The 21,933-nt window shown below is 40.6% G+C and carries 19 protein-coding genes; all 19 read left to right on the plus strand.

Annotated elements, in window-relative coordinates; genetic code table 11:
- The first annotated feature begins 51 nt into the window (after nucleotides 1–51).
- The gene (locus tag CD03_RS0112910) at nucleotides 52–2,016 is read left to right on the plus strand and encodes a YgiQ family radical SAM protein (RefSeq protein WP_027294007.1); all 1,965 of its coding nucleotides are present in this window, start codon (nucleotides 52–54) and stop codon (nucleotides 2,014–2,016) included.
- Nucleotides 2,017–2,083: 67 nt separating this feature from the next.
- Nucleotides 2,084–2,689, plus strand: coding sequence for a hypothetical protein (locus tag CD03_RS0112915; RefSeq protein ID WP_044289347.1), 606 nt, complete (start codon nucleotides 2,084–2,086; stop codon nucleotides 2,687–2,689).
- Nucleotides 2,690–2,807: 118 nt separating this feature from the next.
- The gene (locus tag CD03_RS0112920) at nucleotides 2,808–3,776 is read left to right on the plus strand and encodes an RluA family pseudouridine synthase (protein ID WP_027294009.1); all 969 of its coding nucleotides are present in this window, start codon (nucleotides 2,808–2,810) and stop codon (nucleotides 3,774–3,776) included.
- Between the two features lie 46 nt (nucleotides 3,777–3,822).
- Nucleotides 3,823–4,356, plus strand: a complete 534-nt coding sequence (locus CD03_RS0112925) for a Holliday junction resolvase RecU (RefSeq protein ID WP_027294010.1) — start codon at nucleotides 3,823–3,825, stop codon at nucleotides 4,354–4,356.
- 110 nt (nucleotides 4,357–4,466) lie between these two features.
- Nucleotides 4,467–5,735: an ATP phosphoribosyltransferase regulatory subunit gene (hisZ, locus tag CD03_RS33390; RefSeq protein ID WP_044289349.1), complete on the plus strand. Its 1,269-nt coding sequence runs from the start codon at nucleotides 4,467–4,469 to the stop codon at nucleotides 5,733–5,735.
- Between the two features lie 106 nt (nucleotides 5,736–5,841).
- On the plus strand, nucleotides 5,842–6,477 hold the full coding sequence (gene hisG, locus CD03_RS0112935; protein ID WP_027294011.1) for an ATP phosphoribosyltransferase: 636 nt from the start codon (nucleotides 5,842–5,844) through the stop codon (nucleotides 6,475–6,477).
- Between the two features lie 25 nt (nucleotides 6,478–6,502).
- On the plus strand, nucleotides 6,503–7,795 hold the full coding sequence (hisD, locus tag CD03_RS0112940; protein WP_027294012.1) for a histidinol dehydrogenase: 1,293 nt from the start codon (nucleotides 6,503–6,505) through the stop codon (nucleotides 7,793–7,795).
- Nucleotides 7,796–7,804: 9 nt separating this feature from the next.
- Complete coding sequence (gene hisB / locus CD03_RS0112945; protein WP_027294013.1) at nucleotides 7,805–8,392, plus strand: imidazoleglycerol-phosphate dehydratase HisB; 588 nt, start codon at nucleotides 7,805–7,807, stop codon at nucleotides 8,390–8,392.
- A complete protein-coding gene (gene hisIE / locus CD03_RS0112950) occupies nucleotides 8,392–9,681 on the plus strand; it encodes a bifunctional phosphoribosyl-AMP cyclohydrolase/phosphoribosyl-ATP diphosphatase HisIE (protein ID WP_081820238.1) in 1,290 nt (429 codons plus the stop codon). Before hisB ends, hisIE begins: the two co-directional genes overlap by 1 nt.
- Before the next feature lie 178 nt (nucleotides 9,682–9,859).
- Nucleotides 9,860–11,206: a phosphodiester glycosidase family protein gene (locus CD03_RS36055; protein ID WP_027294015.1), complete on the plus strand. Its 1,347-nt coding sequence runs from the start codon at nucleotides 9,860–9,862 to the stop codon at nucleotides 11,204–11,206.
- A gap of 379 nt (nucleotides 11,207–11,585) precedes the next feature.
- Entirely contained in the window at nucleotides 11,586–11,984 is a 399-nt protein-coding gene (locus CD03_RS37820; RefSeq protein WP_156042885.1) for a hypothetical protein, read from the plus strand.
- Nucleotides 11,985–12,053: 69 nt separating this feature from the next.
- Complete coding sequence (locus CD03_RS0112970) at nucleotides 12,054–13,694, plus strand: Na/Pi cotransporter family protein (protein ID WP_027294017.1); 1,641 nt, start codon at nucleotides 12,054–12,056, stop codon at nucleotides 13,692–13,694.
- A 146-nt stretch (nucleotides 13,695–13,840) separates the two neighbouring features.
- Nucleotides 13,841–14,869, plus strand: coding sequence for a LacI family DNA-binding transcriptional regulator (locus CD03_RS0112975; protein ID WP_027294018.1), 1,029 nt, complete (start codon nucleotides 13,841–13,843; stop codon nucleotides 14,867–14,869).
- Between the two features lie 347 nt (nucleotides 14,870–15,216).
- Entirely contained in the window at nucleotides 15,217–16,509 is a 1,293-nt protein-coding gene (locus CD03_RS0112980; RefSeq protein WP_044289352.1) for an ABC transporter substrate-binding protein, read from the plus strand.
- Between the two features lie 17 nt (nucleotides 16,510–16,526).
- Entirely contained in the window at nucleotides 16,527–17,435 is a 909-nt protein-coding gene (locus CD03_RS0112985) for a carbohydrate ABC transporter permease (RefSeq protein WP_197041662.1), read from the plus strand.
- Nucleotides 17,435–18,304: a carbohydrate ABC transporter permease gene (locus CD03_RS0112990; protein ID WP_027294021.1), complete on the plus strand. Its 870-nt coding sequence runs from the start codon at nucleotides 17,435–17,437 to the stop codon at nucleotides 18,302–18,304. Before CD03_RS0112985 ends, CD03_RS0112990 begins: the two co-directional genes overlap by 1 nt.
- Nucleotides 18,305–18,325: 21 nt before the next feature.
- Nucleotides 18,326–19,012 carry a hypothetical protein gene (locus tag CD03_RS0112995; protein ID WP_027294022.1) on the plus strand — a complete coding sequence of 229 codons (687 nt, stop codon included), beginning with the start codon at nucleotides 18,326–18,328 and terminating at the stop codon, nucleotides 19,010–19,012.
- Between the two features lie 41 nt (nucleotides 19,013–19,053).
- Nucleotides 19,054–21,468 (plus strand): glycoside hydrolase family 2 TIM barrel-domain containing protein, encoded by a 2,415-nt coding sequence (locus CD03_RS33400; RefSeq protein WP_242849090.1) that lies wholly within the window; start codon nucleotides 19,054–19,056, stop codon nucleotides 21,466–21,468.
- A gap of 147 nt (nucleotides 21,469–21,615) precedes the next feature.
- Nucleotides 21,616–21,738: a hypothetical protein gene (locus CD03_RS38865; protein WP_255348080.1), complete on the plus strand. Its 123-nt coding sequence runs from the start codon at nucleotides 21,616–21,618 to the stop codon at nucleotides 21,736–21,738.
- The last annotated feature ends 195 nt before the right edge of the window (nucleotides 21,739–21,933 follow it).

Genomic DNA, 21,933 nt, shown 5'->3' on the forward strand with positions numbered 1-21,933 from the left:
GTGTTTTACAATTGATTTATGCCTGCAGACAGCAGGCGGACAGGAGTACGAATGAGTAAGCAGTTTCTGCCCGTAAACAGGGAAGATATGAAGGCGCGCGGCATTGCCCAGCTGGATTTTGTATATGTAACAGGGGATGCCTATGTGGATCATCCCTCCTTTGCCCACGCGGTGATCAGCCGCATGCTGGAGGCAAACGGATATAAGGTAGGGATTATTGCCCAGCCGGATTGGAAAGACAAAGAAAGTATCATGGCGCTTGGAGAGCCGAGGCTTGGTTTTCTTGTTTCAGCAGGAAATATGGATTCCATGGTGAACCATTATTCGGTATCCAAGAAGCGAAGAAAAACAGATGCTTTCAGTCCAGGAGGAGAAATGGGGAAACGGCCGGACAATGCGACAATTGTCTACTGCAATCTGATTCGCCAGGTGTACAAAAAGGTGCCGGTTATCATTGGCGGTATCGAAGCCAGTCTGCGCAGGATGGCACACTATGATTACTGGGCGAACGCACTAAAACGCTCCATTTTACTGGATTCAGGTGCTGATCTGATTTCTTACGGTATGGGAGAACGTTCCATTGTAGAAATTGCAGATGCACTGAACAGCGGTATTGAAATGAAAGATCTGACCTTTATTGATGGAACCGTATTTAAAACGAAAGATTTATCCATCGTTTATGATGCGGTTTCACTGCCGCCCTATGAAGCACTGAAAGCAGACAAGCTGAACTATGCAAAAAGTTTCTATGTCCAGTATTGCAACACCGACCCATTTACCGGGAAACGTCTGGTAGAAAGCTATAAGGACGGGTGGCATGTGGTGCAGAATCCACCTGCAAAGCCCTTAAGCCAGTCAGAGATGGATCGGGTCTACTCTCTTGGATATATGAGAACCTGGCATCCTTCTTATGATGAAAAAGGCGGGATTCCGGCAATTGAAGAAGTGAAGTATAGTCTGGTAAGCAATCGGGGGTGTTTTGGGGGATGCAGCTTCTGCGCCCTGACTTTTCACCAGGGAAGAATCATCCAGACCAGGAGCCACGAATCAATCCTGGCTGAAGCAAACCAGTTTATATGGGAGAAAGATTTTAAAGGATATATTCATGACGTGGGAGGTCCTACTGCAAATTTCAGGCAGCCGGCATGTGACAAACAGCTTGAAAAAGGTGTGTGTCCCAAAAAGCAATGCCTGTTCCCCACTCCTTGTAAGAATCTGAAAACAGACCATAGTGATTACTTGTCGCTCTTGCGTAAACTGCGGGAACTGCCAAATGTGAAAAAGGTATTTATCCGATCCGGCATTCGTTTTGATTATTTAATTTATGATCCGGATGATTCATTTTTTAAAGAATTGGTGGAGCATCACGTGAGTGGCCAGTTAAAAGTAGCCCCTGAGCATATTTCGGATAAAGTACTTAGTAAAATGGGCAAACCGGAGCGTAGTGTCTATGAAAAATTTGTGCATAAATATAAAGACCTGAATACAAAATGTGGGAAGAATCAGTTCCTGGTACCATATCTGATGTCATCCCATCCGGGTTCTACTTTAAAAGAAGCAGTGGCACTTGCAGAATATCTTCGCGATCTGGGATATATGCCGGAACAGGTACAGGACTTTTATCCGACGCCGTCGACTATCTCAACGTGTATGTATTATACAGGCGTAGATCCAAGGACAATGGAACCGGTTTATGTTCCCAATAATCCCCACGAAAAAGCAATGCAGCGAGCGCTGATTCAATACCGGAATCCAAAAAATCTGGAACTGGTAACGGAGGCTCTGACCAAAGCACACCGCACAGATCTGATTGGGTTTGATAAAAAATGCCTGATTCGCCCTATAAGAGGGGAAGGGAAATCTTCCAGTTATTCATCCGGCAGGTATGGTAAGCCGTCGGGGGATAAAAATGGGGGAAAAAGTGAAAAAAATAATGGTGCTTCGTTTGGCAATGGAAAAGATAAGAATAAGCCGGTGAAGAAGAAAACAATCCGGAACGTGCATAAGAAGAAATAAGTAAAAACCCAGCGTCCCGGTAAATAATAACGGCAGAAAAATAAGTAGAATTGTGAGGAGATTACGGATGAAGAAAGTTTCAAAGGGAAAACGCGGCTATATTCTTTCCCAGAAGAAAAAGCGGGGACTGATAACATTTATTCTGTTCCTGATTCCGGTAATTATATTTGTGACCGGTTTGATTCAAACAGGCACAAGACTTAATATGTTTACCTTCGTGGCAGTTATGGGATGCCTTCCGGCAAGCCGCTCTGCAGTTGGAATGGTGATGATGTTTATGCAAAAGCCTATAAGTGAAGAGATTTATCAGAAGATTCAGTCTCATGTAAAAGATATGGTTTGCGCTTATGAGCTGACGATTACTGCTTATGAGAAAAATACCCCCATTGACAGTCTGGTGGTATGCGGCACTCACGTCATAGGGTATAGCAGCAGTCCAAAGGCAGACCCATCTTTTGCAGAAAAGCATATAAAGGAGATACTGAAAGGCAACGGATATAAATCAAATGTAAAAATTTTTACCGATCTGAAACATTATCTGGAAAGAATTGATATGCTTTATCCAAAGAAAGAGGAACTGGAAGCAGAGGGAACCTTTACCCCCAGTGAAGATTATCCGGATCTTAGCAGAAGCGAATTGATGAAGCATGTAATACTGGCGATCTCTTTATAAGAACGAGGAAGAAAGGTGACAGCTTTGCAGGCAAAAGAGTGTTTGAAAATTGCTTTCTACAAATGGCGGGAATGAATTTTCAGAAACCCTCTGGACTGCAGTATGCAGCGGTACAAATATGAAATTAGTAATTGTAAATGAAAATGAAGCCGGTCAGCGTCTGGATAAACTGCTGGCAAAATATCTAAGTGAAGCATCCAAAAGCTTCCTCTATAAAATGCTTCGTAAAAAAAATATAACTTTGAACAACAAAAAAGCAAATGGAAATGAAAAAACCGCACTTCATGATGAAATACGGTTTTTTCTCTCTGATGAAACTTTTGAAAAATTTTCAAAGAAAAATACGGATATTACCAACATTAAAATGACCAGTAAACTTCAGATTATCTATGAAGACAAGCATATACTCCTATTGAATAAACCGGCAAATATGCTTTCCCAAAAGGCGAAGAGCAGTGATATTTCCATAAATGAAGAAATGCTTGCATATCTTCTTGAAACAGAGCAGATTACCGGGGAAGAACTGAAGACTTTCCGTCCGGCAGTCTGCAACCGTTTAGACCGCAATACAAGTGGTTTGATCGTAGCAGGGAAAACGCTGATTGGACTGCAGACCATGGCTGAGGTTTTTAAGGACAGGAGCCTGCACAAATATTATCTCTGCCTGGTTTCTGGAGAAGTGGCTAAAGAGCAGACGATTGATGGCTGGCTTACAAAAGATGAAAAGCAAAATAAGGTACAGATCAGCCGGGAATGTACAGAAGGTGCGCTTCCCATACACACCCAGTATACGCCTTTGGAAACGAAAAATGGTATTACTTTATTAAAAGTCTGGCTGATCACAGGAAGATCCCACCAGATCCGCGCTCATCTGGCATCCATCGGACATCCCATAATCGGAGATGCCAAATATGGAAACCGAAAAGTAAATCAGAAGTTTGCAGAAGCATTTGGAGTCAAATATCAGATGCTTCATTCCTATCAATTGGTGATGCCGCAGATCAAAGGGGAACTGGGCTATCTTTCTGGAAAAGAATTTACGGCTAAAGTGCCGCTTGTGTTTGACAAGGTCTTTGGGATATGTTAAACGTTTCCTGATTGATTTGAAACATAAAAAAGAAAGGATCATCCATATGTCTACATGGAATTCAAGAGGACTTCGAGGGTCCACATTGGAAGACTTAATCAACCGTTCTAACGAACAGTATCAGGAAAAGGGACTGGCATTGATTCAGAAAATCCCCACTCCGATTACTCCAATCAGAATTGATAAAGAAAACCGTCATATTACACTGGCATATTTTGAACAGAAAAGTACGGTTGATTATATTGGAGCAGTGCAGGGAATACCTGTTTGTTTTGACGCAAAAGAATGTAATGCGGATACTTTCGCGCTCCAGAATATCCACGAGCATCAGGTACAGTTTATGGGAACCTTTGAACAGCAGGGTGGGATTTCTTTTTTGATTATCTTCTATACCAAAAAGAATGAATTTTTTTATCTGCCCTATGAGCGAGTGAAATTTTTCTGGGACAGGGCGGCAGAAGGCGGCAGAAAAAGCTTTCGTTATGAAGAACTTCCCCAGGAATTTAAGCTGGAGAGTAAAGGTGGTATTTTAGTACCTTATTTAGATGCACTGCAAAAGGATTTAGATATGAGGGATTGACTTTTTTTCGTCCATCTATTATAATGTTAAATAATTTTATATAGTAGTGAATTATCACGTTACCACGATAAAGTAAAGCGAATTAAGATTTTCAGAAAGAGGAGAGAGAGATGAATCAACGATTATTACATACGCCGGAAGGTGTCAGGGACATTTATAATGCAGAGTGTGAAAAGAAACTTACTTTACAGGACAATCTGCATAAAGTCTTAAAATCCTATGGCTACCGGGATATAGAAACGCCGACTTTTGAATATTTTGATGTATTTGGTCAGGATGTTGGAACCATTCCATCCAAAGATCTGTATAAGTTCTTTGACAGAGAAGGAAACACACTGGTTTTAAGACCGGACTTTACACCGTCCATTGCAAGGGCAGCAGCAAAGTATTTCACGGAAGAAGATCTTTCCGTGCGTCTCTGCTATATGGGCAACACCTTTATTAACAACTCCAGTTATCAGGGGCGTTTAAAAGAAACAACCCAGCTGGGAGCGGAATTTATCGGAGATGACAGTGTGGATGCAGATGCGGAGATTATCACCCTGGTCATTGAGACACTGCGCAGTGCAGGACTCAAAGATTTCCAGATCAGCATCGGTCATGTGGAATTCTTCAAAAGCCTGATAACGGAAGCAGGGATTGATGAGGAAAATGTGGGGACAGAGGAAGAACTGCGTGAACTGATTTCCAATAAAAATATGTTTGGTGTGGAAGAACTGTTATCTGAAAAGAATATCAGTGAAGAATTAAAAAATGTGTTTGCAACCCTTCCTCAGCTGTTTGGAACAGTGGATGCACTGGAACGGGCAAAACTCCTTACTTCTAATCCAGGAGCACTGAAAGCAATTGCAAGACTGGAAGAACTATATGGCATTTTGAAATATTACGGTGTTGAGAAATATGTTTCTTTTGATCTGGGAATGATCAGCAATTATATGTATTATACCGGGATTATTTTCCGGGGATATACCTTTGGAACAGGGGATGCCATAGTGAAAGGCGGACGTTACGACCATATGATGGGACATTTCGGAAAAGATGCGCCGTCTATAGGTTTCGTAGTGGTAGTAGACCAGCTGCTGACAGCTCTGTCCAGACAGAAAATCGATGTGCCGGTGGAGCAGGTAAACCGTCTGATCTTATATAAAAAAGAGCAGAGAAAAGAAGCGATTACACTGGCAAAGCATCTTCGGATAGAAAATAATTATGTGGAACTGATCTGTCAGAAGGAAAGTCTGTCCTTAGAGGATTATCTGATATTTGCAAGGCGCAGCCGCATTACGGAAATCTTGTATTTCGAAGAAAAGGATAGAATACTCTCTGTAAATACAGAAACGAAGGTTATGAAACCTGCGGAACTTACAACGTTATTGCTATAATAAAAAAAGCTGTAGTAAATGCAGCACTGGAGGATAAGGTGTGAAAGAAAACATTTCACACCCACTATATTTAAAGCTGCAGTAAATGCAGCACTGGAGGAGGATAATGAGATATTTAACGTTTGCCCTTGGGAAAGGACGATTGGCGAAACAGACCCTGGAGGTTTTTGAAAAAATAGGAATTACCTGTGAAGAAATGAAAGACCCGACCAGCCGGAAACTGATTTTTGTAAATGAGGAACTGAAATTGAAATTTTTCTTGTCTAAAGGTCCGGATGTACCCACTTATGTAGAGTATGGTGCGGCTGATATCGGAATTGTAGGAAAAGATACCATTGCAGAGGAACAGAGGAAGCTGTATGAAGTACTGGATCTGGGATTCGGAAAATGCAGGATGTGTGTCTGCGGTCCGGCTTCTGCAAGAGAATTATTAAAGCACCAGGAATTAATCCGGGTTGCAACGAAATATCCGAACATTGCAAAAGATTATTTTTATAATAAAAAGCATCAGACGGTGGAGATTATTAAACTAAACGGCTCGATTGAGTTAGCGCCCATTGTGGGACTCTCGGAAGTAATTGTGGATATTGTGGAAACGGGTTCCACGCTCAGGGAAAACGGATTGGAGATTTTAGAAGAAATCTGTCCGTTATCTGCAAGGGTGGTAGTAAACCAGGTAAGTATGAAAATGGAAAACGACAGAATTACGAAGCTTTTAACGGATTTAAAAGCAGTCTTATAAGTGCAGGAAAACCTAGGAGGTTATTATGAGAATTGTTGAATTGACGAAAGATACCATGCAGAATGTACTGGAAGACCTCTTGAAGCGGAGTCCAAACAGTTACGGAGAGTTTGAAGGACGTGTGACAGAGATTATCCAGAATGTAAAAAATGACAGGGATAAGGCAGTCTTTGATTATACCAGGCGTTTTGACGGGGCAGATATAGGTGCAGAGAATATCCGGGTGACGGAAGAGGAAATTCAGGAAGCATATGAACAGGTGGATAAAAGTCTGGTAGAGGTGATCCGGAAAGCATTGGTAAATATTCGTTCCTATCATGAAAAGCAGCGGCAGTACAGCTGGTTTGACAGCAAACCGGACGGAACAATGCTGGGCCAGAAGGTAACACCGCTCTCTAAAGTAGGGGTTTATGTTCCTGGGGGCAAGGCAGTTTATCCATCTTCTGTTTTAATGAATATTGTGCCAGCCAAGGCAGCAGGTGTTGAGAAGATTATTATGACAACACCACCTGGGAAAGACGGTAAAGTAAATCCTTCTACTCTTGTGGCAGCCCATGAGGCAGGGGCGGATGAAGTATATAAGGCAGGCGGTGCCCAGGCAATCGCGGCACTGGCATTTGGTACGGAAAGTATCCCTAAAGTAGACAAGATTGTAGGACCCGGCAATATTTATGTGGCGCTGGCGAAAAAAGCAGTCTATGGGCATGTGAGCATCGATTCTGTTGCAGGCCCGAGTGAGATACTGGTTCTTGCAGACGAGACAGCCAATCCCAGGTTTGTTGCAGCAGACCTTTTATCCCAGGCAGAGCATGATGAGATGGCTTCGGCGATTCTTATTACAACCAGCCTGGAACTGGCAAAGGAAGTATCGAAAGAAGTGGATGCCTTTACCGCGGAGCTATCCAGAAAAGAAATTATTCAGAAATCCCTTGATAATTACGGCTATATTTTAATCGCTGAAAATATGGAAGATGCAATTGATACGGTAAATGAAATCGCATCAGAGCATCTGGAGATCGTAACGAAAGATCCTTTCCAGGTAATGACCAAAATTAAAAATGCAGGTGCCATTTTTATCGGAGAGTACAGCAGTGAGCCTTTGGGCGATTATTTTGCAGGACCAAACCATGTATTGCCTACGAATGGCACAGCGAAATTCTTTTCTCCTTTAAGTGTTGATGATTTTATTAAAAAATCCAGTATTATTTATTATTCCAGGGAAGCTCTGGAGCCAATTCATGAGGACATTATTAAATTTGCAACAGCGGAACAGCTAACCGCCCATGCGAATTCTATTAAAGTCCGCTTTGAAAAATAGGAGGCATTTATGACCAGGATAAAAACAATTGAGAGAAATACCCGGGAAACCCAGATCAGCCTTACTCTGGATCTGGATGGAACGGGAAAATCAGATATCCATACCGGCATAGGTTTTTTTGACCATATGCTGGATGGCTTTACCAGACATGGATTATTTGACCTTAAGGTTTGTGTAACCGGGGATCTGGACGTAGACTGCCATCATACAATCGAAGACACCGGAATTGTACTGGGTACGGCTATCCGGGAAGCTGCAGGGGACAAAAGGGGAATCCGCCGTTATGGTGATATTATACTTCCCATGGATGAAACACTGGTGCTTTGTGCCATTGACTTAGGCGGCAGACCGTATCTGTCCTATGATGCATCTTTTAGCGCGGACCGTATGGGCGATATGGATACCGAGATGGTAAAAGAGTTTTTCTATGCCGTTTCATATGCAGCGGCAATGAATCTGCATATGAAGGTCTTGACACCGGGGAATAACCACCATATGGCAGAAGCAATGTTCAAGGCATTTGCCAAGGCTTTAGATGAAGCAGTTACTTATGATTCCAGAATAATGGACGTGTTATCAACGAAAGGGAGTTTGTAATGATACATAAGAAATTAATACCTCATATTTTTATTAAAAAAGGAATTGCCGTAACGGGATTTTTCGATAACCGTGTATTTGCAGATGGAGATGTGGTTAAGCTCGCACAGCATTACAGCAACAATGGTGCGGATGAATTAATCATCTTTGATTTATCCAATACGGACAGCGAACATGACCAATCTTTAAAGCTGATTAAAGAAATTTCAAGAGAAATAGATATTCCCATCCTGGGCGGCGGAAATATAAAAAGAGTAGAAGATGTAAAAAAACTGATATACGCAGGCTGCAAAAAAGCCTTTTTAAATATGGCTAAGAAAAGCAACCTGGATCTAATGCCGGAAGTATCCAAGCGCTTTGGCAAAGAGAAAATTGCGGCATGTGCAGATAATTTTGCATTATTAAAAGAGCAAAAGGAACTCCTTGAGACCTATACAAGCGAAGTCTTATTATTAGGTGATAACCTTCATTTATACGAAGCAGTAAGTGCTGTTTCTGTAGGAGCCGTACCGATTCTGTCGCTGTTGGATAAGGAAAAGATGATTGCACTTTTATCCATCGAACAGGTATCCGGCATATCCGGTAATCTATTATCAGATCCATCCATAGATCTGATGGATTTAAAAGGGGAACTTAAAAGAAGGGACATTGTGGTGAACACCTATGAAAGCAAGCTTAAATGGTCTGATTTTAAGTTAAATTCCGATGGAATGATGCCAGTAGTAGTCCAGGATTATAAAACACAGGAAGTACTTATGATGGCATATATGAATGAGCCTGCATTCGAGACTACAATTAAGACAGGCAAGATGACATACTGGAGCAGAAGCCGGAACGAGCTTTGGACAAAAGGGCTTACAAGCGGACACCTGCAGTATGTAAAAGAACTTCGGATCGATTGTGATAATGATACGATTCTGGCAAAAGTTTCCCAGGTAGGTGCAGCCTGCCATACGGGACACCAAAGCTGCTTCTACCGTGATCTGGTAAAGAAAGAATACGACAATACTAATCCAATGAAAGTATTCGATGATGTATATGCAGTAATCAAAGACCGGAAGGATCATCCGAAAGAAGGTTCTTATACAAATTATCTCTTTGATAAAGGCATTGATAAAATCCTGAAAAAAGTTGGCGAGGAAGCTACGGAAATCGTAATTGCAGCTAAAAATCCGGATCCGGAAGAAATCAAATATGAGGTATCGGATTTCCTGTATCATGTAATGGTACTCATGGTTGAGAGAGGCGTTACATGGGAGGATATTACGAAAGAACTTGCGCAGAGGTAAAGAGTGGTGTTTTCCCGCTCTTTTCCCGGGATTTATTAACATCCCATAAAAATTTCCCCGTAAAAGTTTATCCTATAAATTGTAGTCCCCCTATTGCGAAAATGTTACAATTCTGTTAAAATCTACTAAGAGTATTCTTTACATATGCTCTGAAGAAATAAAAAGGGGGAGCTATTCTTTGAAGTACAACAGGAAAAAGACACAATTGCGGATGATCCTTTTATTATTCTGCGTATTGATCGGTTTTGCTTTGAGCGATTCTACGGCACAGGCGGCAAAGAGAACCGGCTGGAAGACGGTAAAAAGTTCGAAGTATTACTATGTTTCCGGGAAAAAGGTAAAAAATAAGTGGAAAAAGATCAATAAAAAATGGTATTATTTCGACAGAAAAGGCAAAATGCTGAAGAAGCGCTGGGTTGGGGATTATTATCTTGGCTCAAAGGGCTACATGTTGACGAATAGATGGATCAAAAGCTATTTTGTCGGGGAAGACGGTAAATGGATTCCGAAATTCAGAGGTGGATGGCAGAAAATCGGCGGCAAATGGTATTATTATACCAAATCAGGGAAAAAGAAAACGGGCTGGATTACTTCAAAGGGAGACCGCTATTTCCTGGATTCTAAAGGTGTAATGAAGACAAAGTGGACAGCAGTTAAGAAAAAGAATTACTATTTTTCCAGCTCCGGTGCACTGCAAAAAAATACCTGGCTGAAAAAAGGCAAGTATTATTACTATGTGAATTCCAAAGGGGTTATGGATGCTTCCAGAAAAATGAATACCAAAAGCATCAATACGGCTACTTATCTGGAATACCGCAGCAGTACCTTGTCAGTGAAGATTAATAAAAAGCAGAATTATAGTTCTGTGTACTGGGTGGCGAGAATAAAGACTAGTAGTCCTAAGCAGCTAAAATCTGCTTTGTCATATGGGACTTATGGTGGTACAAGACAATTAACTTCACAAGCTGTGCCTCAAAATGGTGGTATAATTGGTGTTAATGGAAGCGCTTTTGATTATGCATCAGGCCAACCCTCACCAAAGGGAATGTGTATCAAAAATGGGAAGATCTATGGTAATTATGCTACAAGTTATACAACGATGGCCATTAAGAAGGATGGAACAATGTTTACGCCGCCAATGGGGCTTTGGGGGCAAGCTTTGTTAGATATGGGAGTCAAAGATACCTATAATTTTAGCCCAGTGTTGATAAATAATGGAATTGCACTACCACCAGATATAATTCAAAATTTAGGTGTTACAAGTTATAAAGATCCACGAACAGTGGTAGGGATGATTAGACCAAATGATTATGTACTTCTTGTTGCCGATGGAAGAAAACAAGGATATTCACTTGGGCTAAACCATTATGAAATAATAGCGGAGCTTCAAAAATGGGGATGCCGCTATGCTTACAATTTAGATGGCGGAGGATCCACAACACTTTATTACGATGGAAAGGTTTTAAACAGGCCTTCTGGTGGAGCGGAACGCCCCTGTGCGGATTTTCTTTATTTTACTAATTAAACACATGTGATACATAAGTACCCGCTATTAACCACAGCCGTTTGCTCCAAAAAGGAGCAGGCGGCTTTTTGCTACCCAAAACCGCTTTATAAGTGGCACATATCCTTTAACATCCAGGGTGCCCATAGAAAACCCGGATTCAAGGGTTCCATGTCAGTATTTGTCAGTTTCGAAAGAAAATTTGATTTATCCACGAAATGATTGCAGAAAAAGAAAAGTAAGATTATAATAGAGAAAGCAACAAATGTACTGAGGAGAAAATACTATGCGTATCAAAAACGGAAATTTAGGCCGTATACTTCAAGAATGCGGCTCAGCATGCGCAGTAGTGCTGTATTAAGAGATGAAAAGCTTTCATATAATAAACAAAATTGCCTGTGTGATCTTTATTTTAGCAGCTGTCTTCTTTGTGCAGACAGCAGTAAGAAACACTTTTTTTCCAGCTGCTTCCGCTCACCGGGATAATTACCATTCCCAGACTGCCGGTACGGAAAACCAGTATAGCATTTATACTGCGGAGCACACCATAAATGAGCAGGTTTTGGAACATTCTGTGCCTCCGGGCAGAGTCCTTTTAAATCAGGTATACAGTCTGTTTCGCGGAGATCTGTCTTCTGGTTCCTGGATCTCAGAACTGTATATGCCTCAGAGTATCTATTACATGATGTTCGGCGGAGGCGTATTTTTGCTGTTCTTATATCGGGCTTCGCTGCCCGTCCAGTTTTATGACAAACTGAATATTACCCATGAGTCAGACGGGAAAAAGCGTCCGCTGTAAATTCTGCGTATCTTTTGGTTATGCACAGGTTACAGTGTAAATATTATGACAAGAATGGGAGAAAAAAGAATGGAACTAGCTGATATTTTAATGCTTCTCGGCGGTCTTGCCTTGTTTTTATACGGCATGCAGATGATGAGCAGCGGCTTAGAGATGGCCGCCGGAAACAAGATGAAACAAATCCTCGAAAAACTCACCTCCAACCGGTTTAAAGGAGTTTTGGCGGGAGCAGCCATAACGGCAGTAATCCAATCCTCTTCAGCTACGACTGTTATGGTCGTTGGTTTTGTAAACTCTGGTCTTATGACCTTAAAACAGGCGGTATGGGTAATCATGGGCGCCAATATCGGTACCACCATCACCGGACAGCTGATCGCATTGGATATCGGTATGATCGCTCCGCTGATCGCCTTTCTGGGCGTTGCAGCAATTCTTTTTGTTAAGAATGAAAAAGTAAAGCATATCAGTGAAATATTTGCAGGTCTGGGTGTGCTTTTCATCGGTATGGATATGATGGGTTCTGCTATGGTACCTCTTCAGAACTCCGAAACCTTTATCCATTTCATGACAACCTTCCGCAATCCGCTGGTAGGTATTTTGATTGGTGCTGTCTTTACTGCCATCATACAGTCTTCCTCAGCCTCGGTCGGCATCCTGCAGGCTCTGGCCGGTACCGGTATGATTCCTCTGTCCAGCGCAGTATACATTTTGTTCGGACAGAATATCGGAACCTGTATCACAGCAGTTTTAGCAGCCATTGGCACTAAGACCAATGCAAAACGGACGACGGTCATTCACCTGATGTTTAATGTTATCGGAACTTTTATATTTACAGTAATCTGTCTGATCACTCCATTTACAGTTCTTATGGAGCAACTTACTCCCGGGAATTCAGTGGCTCAGATTGCCAATGTACATACGGTGTTTAATATTGTCACCACGCTGCTTTTGCTGCCATTTGGTACTTATATGGCACATCTGGCAGAAAAGATTCTGCCGGATAAACAAAGTGAACAGGAAGAAATGCTGCATCTGCAATACATACAGCCCTTTGAAAGCCACTATGCAATGGGGCAGGGGGCATTGGTTCTGACACAGATTGACCAGGAGATCGAGCGGATGCGGAACATGGTCTGTGAGACCGTTACCGGTAGTTTTGATGCCGTACTTCACAGCTCATCAAATGATAAAGAGGAGCTGGAGCAGAAGGAGGATTATATTGATTATCTGAATGCAGAGGTTTCCCGGTATATTGTGTCTGTTATGCACCATGAGATGGCAGCGGAAGATTCGGTCAAAATCAGTGGATATTACAAGATTCTTGGTAATTTGGAGCGAATCGGTGACCATGCCATGAATATTCTCGGATATGCTGTCAGTATGAAGAAAATGAATGTTAATTTTTCAGATAAGGCAAAAAAAGAGATACTGATTATGAGAGATATGAGCCTTCAGATTCTGGAAGATGTGGCTGGCAGCAATGTATCTGATATAAAAACGATGTTGGAGAAAACTTCCCGTGACGAACAGAAAATTGATGATATAAGAAATGAGAATCTGAAACAGCAGATGGAGAGGATGGGAAAGAGCGAATGTATCGCTGACGCAAGTATTTTCTTTTCCGAGTTGCTGACAGATTTTGAACGTATCGGAGACCATGCATTAAATATAGCAGAACAGTATCATGAAATGCTGACAAGAGTTATCTGATTTCAAATTCCCGGGAATAAGGCAGTCTGATATTCCTTTGCTTTTGAACCGTCATGCTGTAACAACTGGCATTTACGGGTTGTACCATTTCCGATTTTAGTCTATAATGAAGAAAAATAGAGTTGGAAGGAAAGCTGGAAAATAGAATGGCAAAAGATCGAGCTAATATTTATACAATTGCAGAAGAAGCTGGCGTTTCACCTTCTACCGTTTCACGGGTAATGAGCAATGCGGCCAGAGTCAGTGCAGAAAAACGTAAACGAGTGGAAGCGGCTATCCGCAAATATGATTATAAACCGAATGCTCTGGCGCAAGGGCTAAGTACTTCGAGAACAAAAATGATTGGAATTGTGGTAGCGCATATTGAGAATGTGTTTTATTCCAAGATGGCTGCAGAATGTGAACGTGTAGCAAATGAAAGAGGCTATATGCTAATGATGCTCAGTTCTTTGAGTGACTTTGAACTGGAAAAGCGACAGATACAAAAATTGTATGAACAGTGTGTAGATGCAATTATTATACTAGGGGGAAATGTAGATCAGGTAGTAGCAGATGAGGAATATGTAGAGATTATAAATCGGATTTCTGAAACAATTCCAGTAGTAGCTACAGGACGGCCTCAAGGTGTAAATTGTTATAAGATTGGGATGGATGAAGGATATGCGATGGAACTTGCCATGAATTATTTAGTTGATTTAGGCCATAAGGAAATTGCAGCTATGGGAGGTTGTAAGACGGTGAAATCAACCTTAGATAAAAGAATTCGTTACCGAAGCCTTATAAGGGAACATGGTTTGGAATACCGCGAAGAGTACCTGGTAGAAACCGAAAATTATAATTTTGATTCAGGCTACAATAGCATGAAAGAATTATTAAAAAAATCACTTCCCTCAGCGGTGATCTGTATCAATGATTTTTTTGCCTGTGGCGTCATGAAAGCCATAGGGGAAGCAGGATTGAAAATCCCGGAGGATATTTCAATCATAGGGTTTGACAATACCATTTTATCTAGTATATTAATTCCGGATTTAACCGGTGTTGCCTGCGATTACGAGGATTTTTCAAAGAAGCTGGTTGAAACTGCAATAGGGGCTGCAGAGAGAAGAGAGATGCCAAAAGAGCAGATTACAGATGTTTCGTTAATTATCAGGTCATCCTGCAGGATGATAAAATAAAATTAAAAATACATATATACAGAATCCACAATTTGAGTTCATACAAATTGTGGATTCTGCTATTTTCATGAATGATGGCAAGAAACATGTTGATTATTTCGTATGGTTTGTTATAATAATTTTTGAAAGCGGTTGCAAAATATAAAATAATAACTAGAGAAATAATTAAAAAATTGTATATATTTGTCGTTTTGTTACAGGATAAGATAAAAATATTATGCATAATATCTTATTGCTCTATAAAAATGTGAAATCGCTTTCAGTCTATTACAATCAACTAAGACAAGGTAAAACACAGGTCAGGAATTTGGAACGGGTATCATTTTTAGAAGCAGGAGGGCAGAATTATGAATAAGAAATTATTGCAGCTTATGCTGGCAGCATCTGTCTGTACCTTTCTTTTTTGCGGTTGTCAAAAAAAAGATACAGACGGAAAAATTGAGATTGAATTTATACACTGGGGTGGTGACTCTACTTACATCGGTTGTTATAAAGACCGCATTGCCATGTTTGAAAAAGAGAATCCGGATATTAAGGTGAAAGTAACTACGGTTGCTTCAGATTATGATACAAAAGTACAAACGATGTTTGTTGGTAAAAATGCACCGGATGTTCTGCAGGTACAGCCAAGCAGTTGCACTACATTTGCAGAAAAAGGGGTATTGGAGGATTTAAGCGGACCGGTTAAAGAATCGGATTTAGATTTGGAGGAAACATTTGGTGGGGGTATGGATGGATATGAAACAGATGAAGGTATCTATGCTTTACCTGACAGAGGCGGTACAACAATCACTTATTATAACAAAGATATGTTTGATGAAGCCGGTATTTCTTATCCGGATAAGGACTGGACGATGGATGATTATATGAAAGCATGTGAACGGTTGACAAAGGATACCGATGGAGATGGTGAGACTGACCAGTGGGGGGCTGCTTCTACAGATTATCTGGGAACATGTGGTCCACTAATTTTAAGCTATGGGGCAAATATCGTAAATGAGGATTATGAAATTGGTGTAGATTCAACTCAGATGAAAGAATTCATGGAAGACTATAATAAATGTTATCAAAATGGTTGGATTATTCCTTATGAAGAGTTAGAAAAGTCTGGATCTAATGGGGATAACTTTTTTGCACAGCAGCGTTGTGCCATGATTTTAACCGGATTCTGGAATGTAGAACCATATACAAAAATGGATGAACTCAACTTTGATATTGCGCCTACACCAACCCAAGAGACACCGGCAGCATGGGCTATGGGAAGTGCATTGTCCATTAACAAGCAGTCCAGCCCTGAGAAAAAAGAGGCAGCATGGCGGTTTATCCAATTTATGACAGGAGAAGAGGGGCAAAATATGCTGGCGCAAACCCTTGCAGACTGTCCGGCGAATCTCAAGGTATTAGGAAGTGATACCTTCGTCAATCAGGAGGTAAATGGTAAAAAGTTAAGTCTGGATGTTATTGGATTGGAACAAAGCAGGGTGAAAGTAGATGGAATCTCCAAAGGAGCATATAGCAGTGAATTGACAGGTGAACTGCAGTCGAGAATTAAAGAGATGCTCTTAGGAAGAGAAACTGTTGATGAGGCACTTAGAAATATGGATGGGAAATTGAAGAAACTTATCAAGTATTACAAATAGGACAGGAGGAATAAGAGATGTCACATTCAAAAAAAGCGGTAAGTTCCCGAAGAGAAGCAAATCAAAAACGGTGGTTTTTTATATTTATATCTCCATGGCTGATCGGTTTTCTGGTCTTGACGATTGGTCCTATGATTTTTTCCTTTCTGATTAGCTTTACAGACTGGGATTCTATTTCCAAGATAAATTTTACTGGTGTACATAATTATCAAAGGCTGTTGGAAGATGACAGGTTCATGATTAGTTTAAGAAATACGTTTGTCTATACGATCATCAGCGTACCGCTGAGTTTACTGATATCCCTTGCTATGGCATATTTACTTAGTTTCCGATTAAAAGGGATGAGGGTTTTCAGAACGTTGTACTATTTACCGGCTGTGGTACCGGCAGTTGCTTCCTGTATCCTGTTTAAGCGTATTCTGGCAACAGATGGTCTGGTTAACCAATTTCTGGGGATTTTTGGAATAAAGGGACCTGCATGGCTGCTCAGTAAGGATTATGTACTGTTCGGTTTTGTATTTCTTGCAATCTGGGGAGTGGGAGGCACCATGATTCTTTTGCTTTCTGCTATCAATAGTGTGGGCGAGGAAATGTACGAATCAGCTCTTATTGATGGTGCAACCAGATTTTATATGTTTCGCAAGATTACAATTCCTCAGATTACACCAATTATTTTCTTTAATCTTATTACAGGTATCATTGGTTCCTTACAGACTTTTACCCAGGTATACATGCTGACGGATGGCGGACCGGATTATGCCAGCAGTATGATTGTGCCTTACCTGTATCGCAATGCTTTTAGTTATTTCAGAATGGGATACGCGTCTTCTATGGCCTGGGTGCTGTTTATAATTGTTATGATTCTGTCTGTATTGGTACTGAAATCATCCAGCGCATGGGTCTTTTATGAGGAGGAGATAAAATAATGTTAGATAAAAATATGTCGCAGACTTCAAAAATAATTACGTATATTATATTGATTTTATTTGCAGGTATCCTTCTTTGCCCTTTTTTATATATGATTAGCATTGCACTGGCAACTCCGGATACCAATGCCAAAGAGCTGTTCACCATGATGCCGAAGGAGTTTTATTGGAAGAATTTTACGGAGCTGTTTTCCGGTGCATTTGACGGAGAAAAACCAATTGGAACATGGTTTTTAAATACGTTATTAGTAGTAGCATTAGGTATTGCCGGTCAGCTGTTTTCCAGTACTTTTGTAGCATTTGGTTTTGCGAGAATGCGTTACAAACATAAAAATAAATTGTTTTTAATTATGCTGTGTACAATGATGCTGCCAGGGCAGATTACACTTATTCCGGTATTTTATTTATTTACCAGGGTTGGACTTTATAATTCTGTCTGGCCGCTCATTATTCCACAGTGGGTTGGATCAGCCTATAATATATTTTTTACAAGACAGTTTATTTCTGCTATACCAGGTCAGCTATATGAGGCGGCTGAGATTGATGGATTAAGTTACATGGGTATATACCGAAAGATTGTAATACCATTAGTTAAACCTGCTCTGTGTGCTATCGCAATTTTCACTTTTAATGCAACGTGGGGAGATGTATTTGGACCATTAATCTATATTTCGGATACCAACAGGATGACTCTGGCGCTTGGAGCAGCAAATCTTTCTGCATCCTCAAATCCTACAGGAGCAATTAATTTATCTGTATGTATGTGCATGTCACTGCTTTTATCCATACCTCAGATTGTAGTTTATTTTGCGGGGCAGAAAAGTCTGTTCCATATTAATCTTGGAATTGGCAACAGTGGTACAAAGTAAAAGTAGGAAGGCAGCGGTGTAATGAAGAAAGATTTTTATAAGGTTTATGGATATATCAGTTATTTGAATTATATTCTCTGGCTGTTGGAACTAAATATGCTGTTCTTTCTGGTAAACTTGCCGATAATGGGCCTTTTCTTATTTGTAAAATTTCAGCTCACGACAGCGCCGTTGTTTTTTGCAGCGGGAGTGACGGTTGGACCATCTCTTTATGCGATGTTTGAAAGTTTACGGGATGTGGAAAAAAACAATGGGATCATTATTTGCTACCTGAAATCCCTTAAAGCGAATTTTTTACCCTGTTTAAAAGTTACGATAATACTGGATTTTCTGATGATCCTAATTTTAAGTGAATTAACGATGACGGACAGATTACAAATTATGGAAGGTTTCAGATGGTTTCTAATTTTCTTTATGTGCATTCTGATTACCTTTAGTGTGAATTTATTTATAGTCTTTAGCACATGGAAGCAGACGGGAAAAGAGGCAGTTATACTTAACGCGAAACTAAGCATTGTTAAGGCGGGCAGATATAATTTAAGTTTAATGATTTGTCTTGGCACGTTTATACTGCTGCAATATGTACCTGTCTATATGATACTTTATGGATTTGCTCTGGCGGGTTTCTTATGCTATAAGAATTTCGTGCCTATCATACATTTCGTTAATGAAAGGCCAGAGAATACAAATCGGGAAACTTTGAATTAAAAAAAACTGTTTAGCCGGAATAATGCGGCAGATTTCAATAGATGAAAGAGATGGTGAAAAACTTGAATACAATTATAGAAAATAGAAATGAAAATTGGAAATTCCATTTAGGAGAATGTGAAGAAGCCTGGTATAAAGGATTTGATGATAGTCAGTGGAGAAGTGTCAGGCTGCCTCATGACTGGTCCGTTGAAATTCCATTTTCAAAAGAATATTCCAGTGGAACGGGATACACTGCCGGCGGAGTCGGCTGGTATCGGCTGCATTTTACACTTCCCAAAGAATATGAAGGAAAATGCATCCGTGTGGTTTTTGACGGGATTTATAAAAACAGCCAGGTTTGGTGTAATAGTTACTATCTGGGGAAAAGACCAAATGGATATACTACCTTTTCCTATGACTTAACTTCGTTTTTATGTTTTGGGGAGGAAATGGATAATGAGATCAGTGTAAAGGTGAACCATACGGATATTGCAGATTCAAGATGGTTTACCGGAAGTGGTATTACTAGAAAAGTTACATTTTTGATAGAAGAGAAAGTGCATCCAAAAGAGTATGGAATCTTTTTTCAGACAAAACAGATGAATAGGGATGCTGCACAGATAGAGGTAGCTAATTGTATCGAGAATACGTCAGATCAAAGCGTCACGGTTAATATAGAGACTATTTTATCAGATGCATGTGGAAATATCGCTTTACGAATAAAGGATAAAACAGTTTTAAATGCTCTTGAGACCAAAAAATGTATCATGTCTGGCATGGTATCTAATCCAAAACTGTGGTCACCCGAAGAACCGAATCTATATAAGATGCAAACCTTTTACAAAATTGATGATAAGGCACCCTATCAGGTGCAGGAAGAGATGGTCGGTATTCGGACGATCTGCTTCGATGCACAAAGAGGATTCTTTTTAAACGGCATAGAAACAAAGCTAAAAGGAGTCTGTATACATCATGATGGAGGCTGTCTGGGAGCGGCTATGGTGGCAGAAGTATGGCAGAGAAGACTGGAAATACTGAAAGACTGTGGATGTAATGCAATTCGATGCAGCCATAATCCACATATGCCGGAGTTATATCAACTTTGTGATAGTATGGGATTTTTCGTGATGGATGAGGCTTTTGATGAGTGGGAGAATGCCAAGAACAAATGGTCTGACGGGCATAATGTATATCCCCCTAAGCATCAGGGATATTTTGAGGATTTCCCCCAATATCATGAAGCTGATTTAAAAGCGATGGTAAGGCGGGGGAGAAATCATCCTTCTATAATCTTATGGAGCATTGGTAATGAAGTAGATTATCCAAATGATCCTTATTGTCATCCCATGTTTGAAACTATGACTGGTAATAACGATTCAAATAAGCCCGCTGCAGAGCGTATGTATGATCCTAACAGACCAAATACAAAGCGTTTGACAGTTTTGGCGAAGAGGCTTTCAGATATTGTTAAGCAGGAGGACAAGACAAGACCAGTTACCTTAGCAGCAGCATTTCCGGAACTTTCGTCCAAACTTGGTCTTTTGCATCCATTAGACGTTGTAGGATATAACTATAAGGAACACCTGTATGCAGACGATCACAAGGAGTTCCCTGACAAACCATTTTTGGGAAGTGAGAACAACCATAGCTACCAGGCATGGCTGGCAGTAAAGGAAAATCCATATATCAGTGGACAATTTTTATGGACCGGTATTGACTACCTGGGAGAGGCACAGGGCTGGCCTGTGCATGGTTCACCGGCTGGAATTATAACCTGTGCCGGATATAGAAAACCAGAATTTTATAAAAGAAAATCCTTTTGGAGTAAAGAAGATGTCTTGCACATTTCCACAAGAAAGGATGATGGAAGAACGCAAGAGTGGATTCCGGTTAGTGATACCTGGAATTATGAAATAGGAGAGATGATTTTAGTTAAATGTTTTTCTAATCTCCCGGAAGTAAAACTATATTTAAATGAAAAACAGGCAGGCAGACAGAACCAGCTCCATGATGATGGTACGTTTTGCTTTCGGATACCGTTTGAACCTGGCATTTTAAAAGCAGTCGCTTGTGATGCGAGTGGAAGGATTTGTTTGACCCATCAACTAAAAACCTCAGATGGAGCAAAGAAAATAGTATGGGATTTGTGGAAAGGAAAAGATGCTATAACAAATACTTGCTGGAATGAAATTTCTGCAAGACCGGGTTATCTATATCAATTAGAGATCAAACTTATGGATGATGCCGGTCAGATCCCAATCGGGGATGACCGAGAGATTAAAATCCAGGTAAATGGAGATGGGGAACTTGCCGGAATCGAAAATGGAGATTTGTCCGATGTTACGCCGTATTCTTCGAATGAGCGAAAAACATACAATGGACAGTTGATGGTGTTTATTAGACGAACGGGCATAAGAAAGATCTATGTGGAAATAGAGTCAGATATGGGTATACATGAATTAGAGATTGATTGATTTAATTAGGTCTTTTGTGTACCCGGTTGGTCAATGGAGGGATTGCTGAGGCAGTTCCTCTTTTTCTGATATGCTCTAATACTACAGGGAACGATTTTATCTTAAATTTGGGTTTAGGTGAGTAATGACGCTTTGTAGATGTAGGTAGTGTACGGAAAGATGGGTGTGGGAAACTTGTATGGACTCCGTCAGCTGGCCGCAGAACTGGTATTTTCTAACCTTTCCGAAGCGCTTTTTGGCGGCACGCGGGCATTCACCGAGAAATCCTGATGCATTTCTCGGTTCAGTGCCCGCTTAGTATCCGATGGGAGCCAGTCGAATACTATCCAAATAGCGCTGGGAAGCGGTACATTCGAAACAAAGAACAAAAATACAATATAAAGAACAAAAATGAAATTCAATCCTGCTTTCAATAAGTAAAATAGGATTATAAAATGAATCAATTCTATTAGAAAAGAAAGAGGA

Source organism: Robinsoniella sp. KNHs210 (genome assembly GCF_000686105.1).
Lineage (GTDB): Bacteria > Bacillota > Clostridia > Lachnospirales > Lachnospiraceae > Robinsoniella > Robinsoniella peoriensis.

Coding starts and splice junctions, on each gene's coding strand:
- CD03_RS0112910 (WP_027294007.1), top strand. CDS start 52: ATGAGTAAGCAGTTTCTGCCCGTAAACAGGGAAGATATGAAGGCGCGC.
- CD03_RS0112915 (WP_044289347.1), top strand. CDS start 2,084: ATGAAGAAAGTTTCAAAGGGAAAACGCGGCTATATTCTTTCCCAGAAG.
- CD03_RS0112920 (WP_027294009.1), top strand. CDS start 2,808: ATGAAATTAGTAATTGTAAATGAAAATGAAGCCGGTCAGCGTCTGGAT.
- CD03_RS0112925 (WP_027294010.1), top strand. CDS start 3,823: ATGTCTACATGGAATTCAAGAGGACTTCGAGGGTCCACATTGGAAGAC.
- hisZ (WP_044289349.1), top strand. CDS start 4,467: ATGAATCAACGATTATTACATACGCCGGAAGGTGTCAGGGACATTTAT.
- hisG (WP_027294011.1), top strand. CDS start 5,842: ATGAGATATTTAACGTTTGCCCTTGGGAAAGGACGATTGGCGAAACAG.
- hisD (WP_027294012.1), top strand. CDS start 6,503: ATGAGAATTGTTGAATTGACGAAAGATACCATGCAGAATGTACTGGAA.
- hisB (WP_027294013.1), top strand. CDS start 7,805: ATGACCAGGATAAAAACAATTGAGAGAAATACCCGGGAAACCCAGATC.
- hisIE (WP_081820238.1), top strand. CDS start 8,392: ATGATACATAAGAAATTAATACCTCATATTTTTATTAAAAAAGGAATT.
- CD03_RS0112970 (WP_027294017.1), top strand. CDS start 12,054: ATGGAACTAGCTGATATTTTAATGCTTCTCGGCGGTCTTGCCTTGTTT.
- CD03_RS0112975 (WP_027294018.1), top strand. CDS start 13,841: ATGGCAAAAGATCGAGCTAATATTTATACAATTGCAGAAGAAGCTGGC.
- CD03_RS0112980 (WP_044289352.1), top strand. CDS start 15,217: ATGAATAAGAAATTATTGCAGCTTATGCTGGCAGCATCTGTCTGTACC.
- CD03_RS0112985 (WP_197041662.1), top strand. CDS start 16,527: ATGTCACATTCAAAAAAAGCGGTAAGTTCCCGAAGAGAAGCAAATCAA.
- CD03_RS0112990 (WP_027294021.1), top strand. CDS start 17,435: ATGTTAGATAAAAATATGTCGCAGACTTCAAAAATAATTACGTATATT.
- CD03_RS0112995 (WP_027294022.1), top strand. CDS start 18,326: ATGAAGAAAGATTTTTATAAGGTTTATGGATATATCAGTTATTTGAAT.
- CD03_RS33400 (WP_242849090.1), top strand. CDS start 19,054: ATGAAAGAGATGGTGAAAAACTTGAATACAATTATAGAAAATAGAAAT.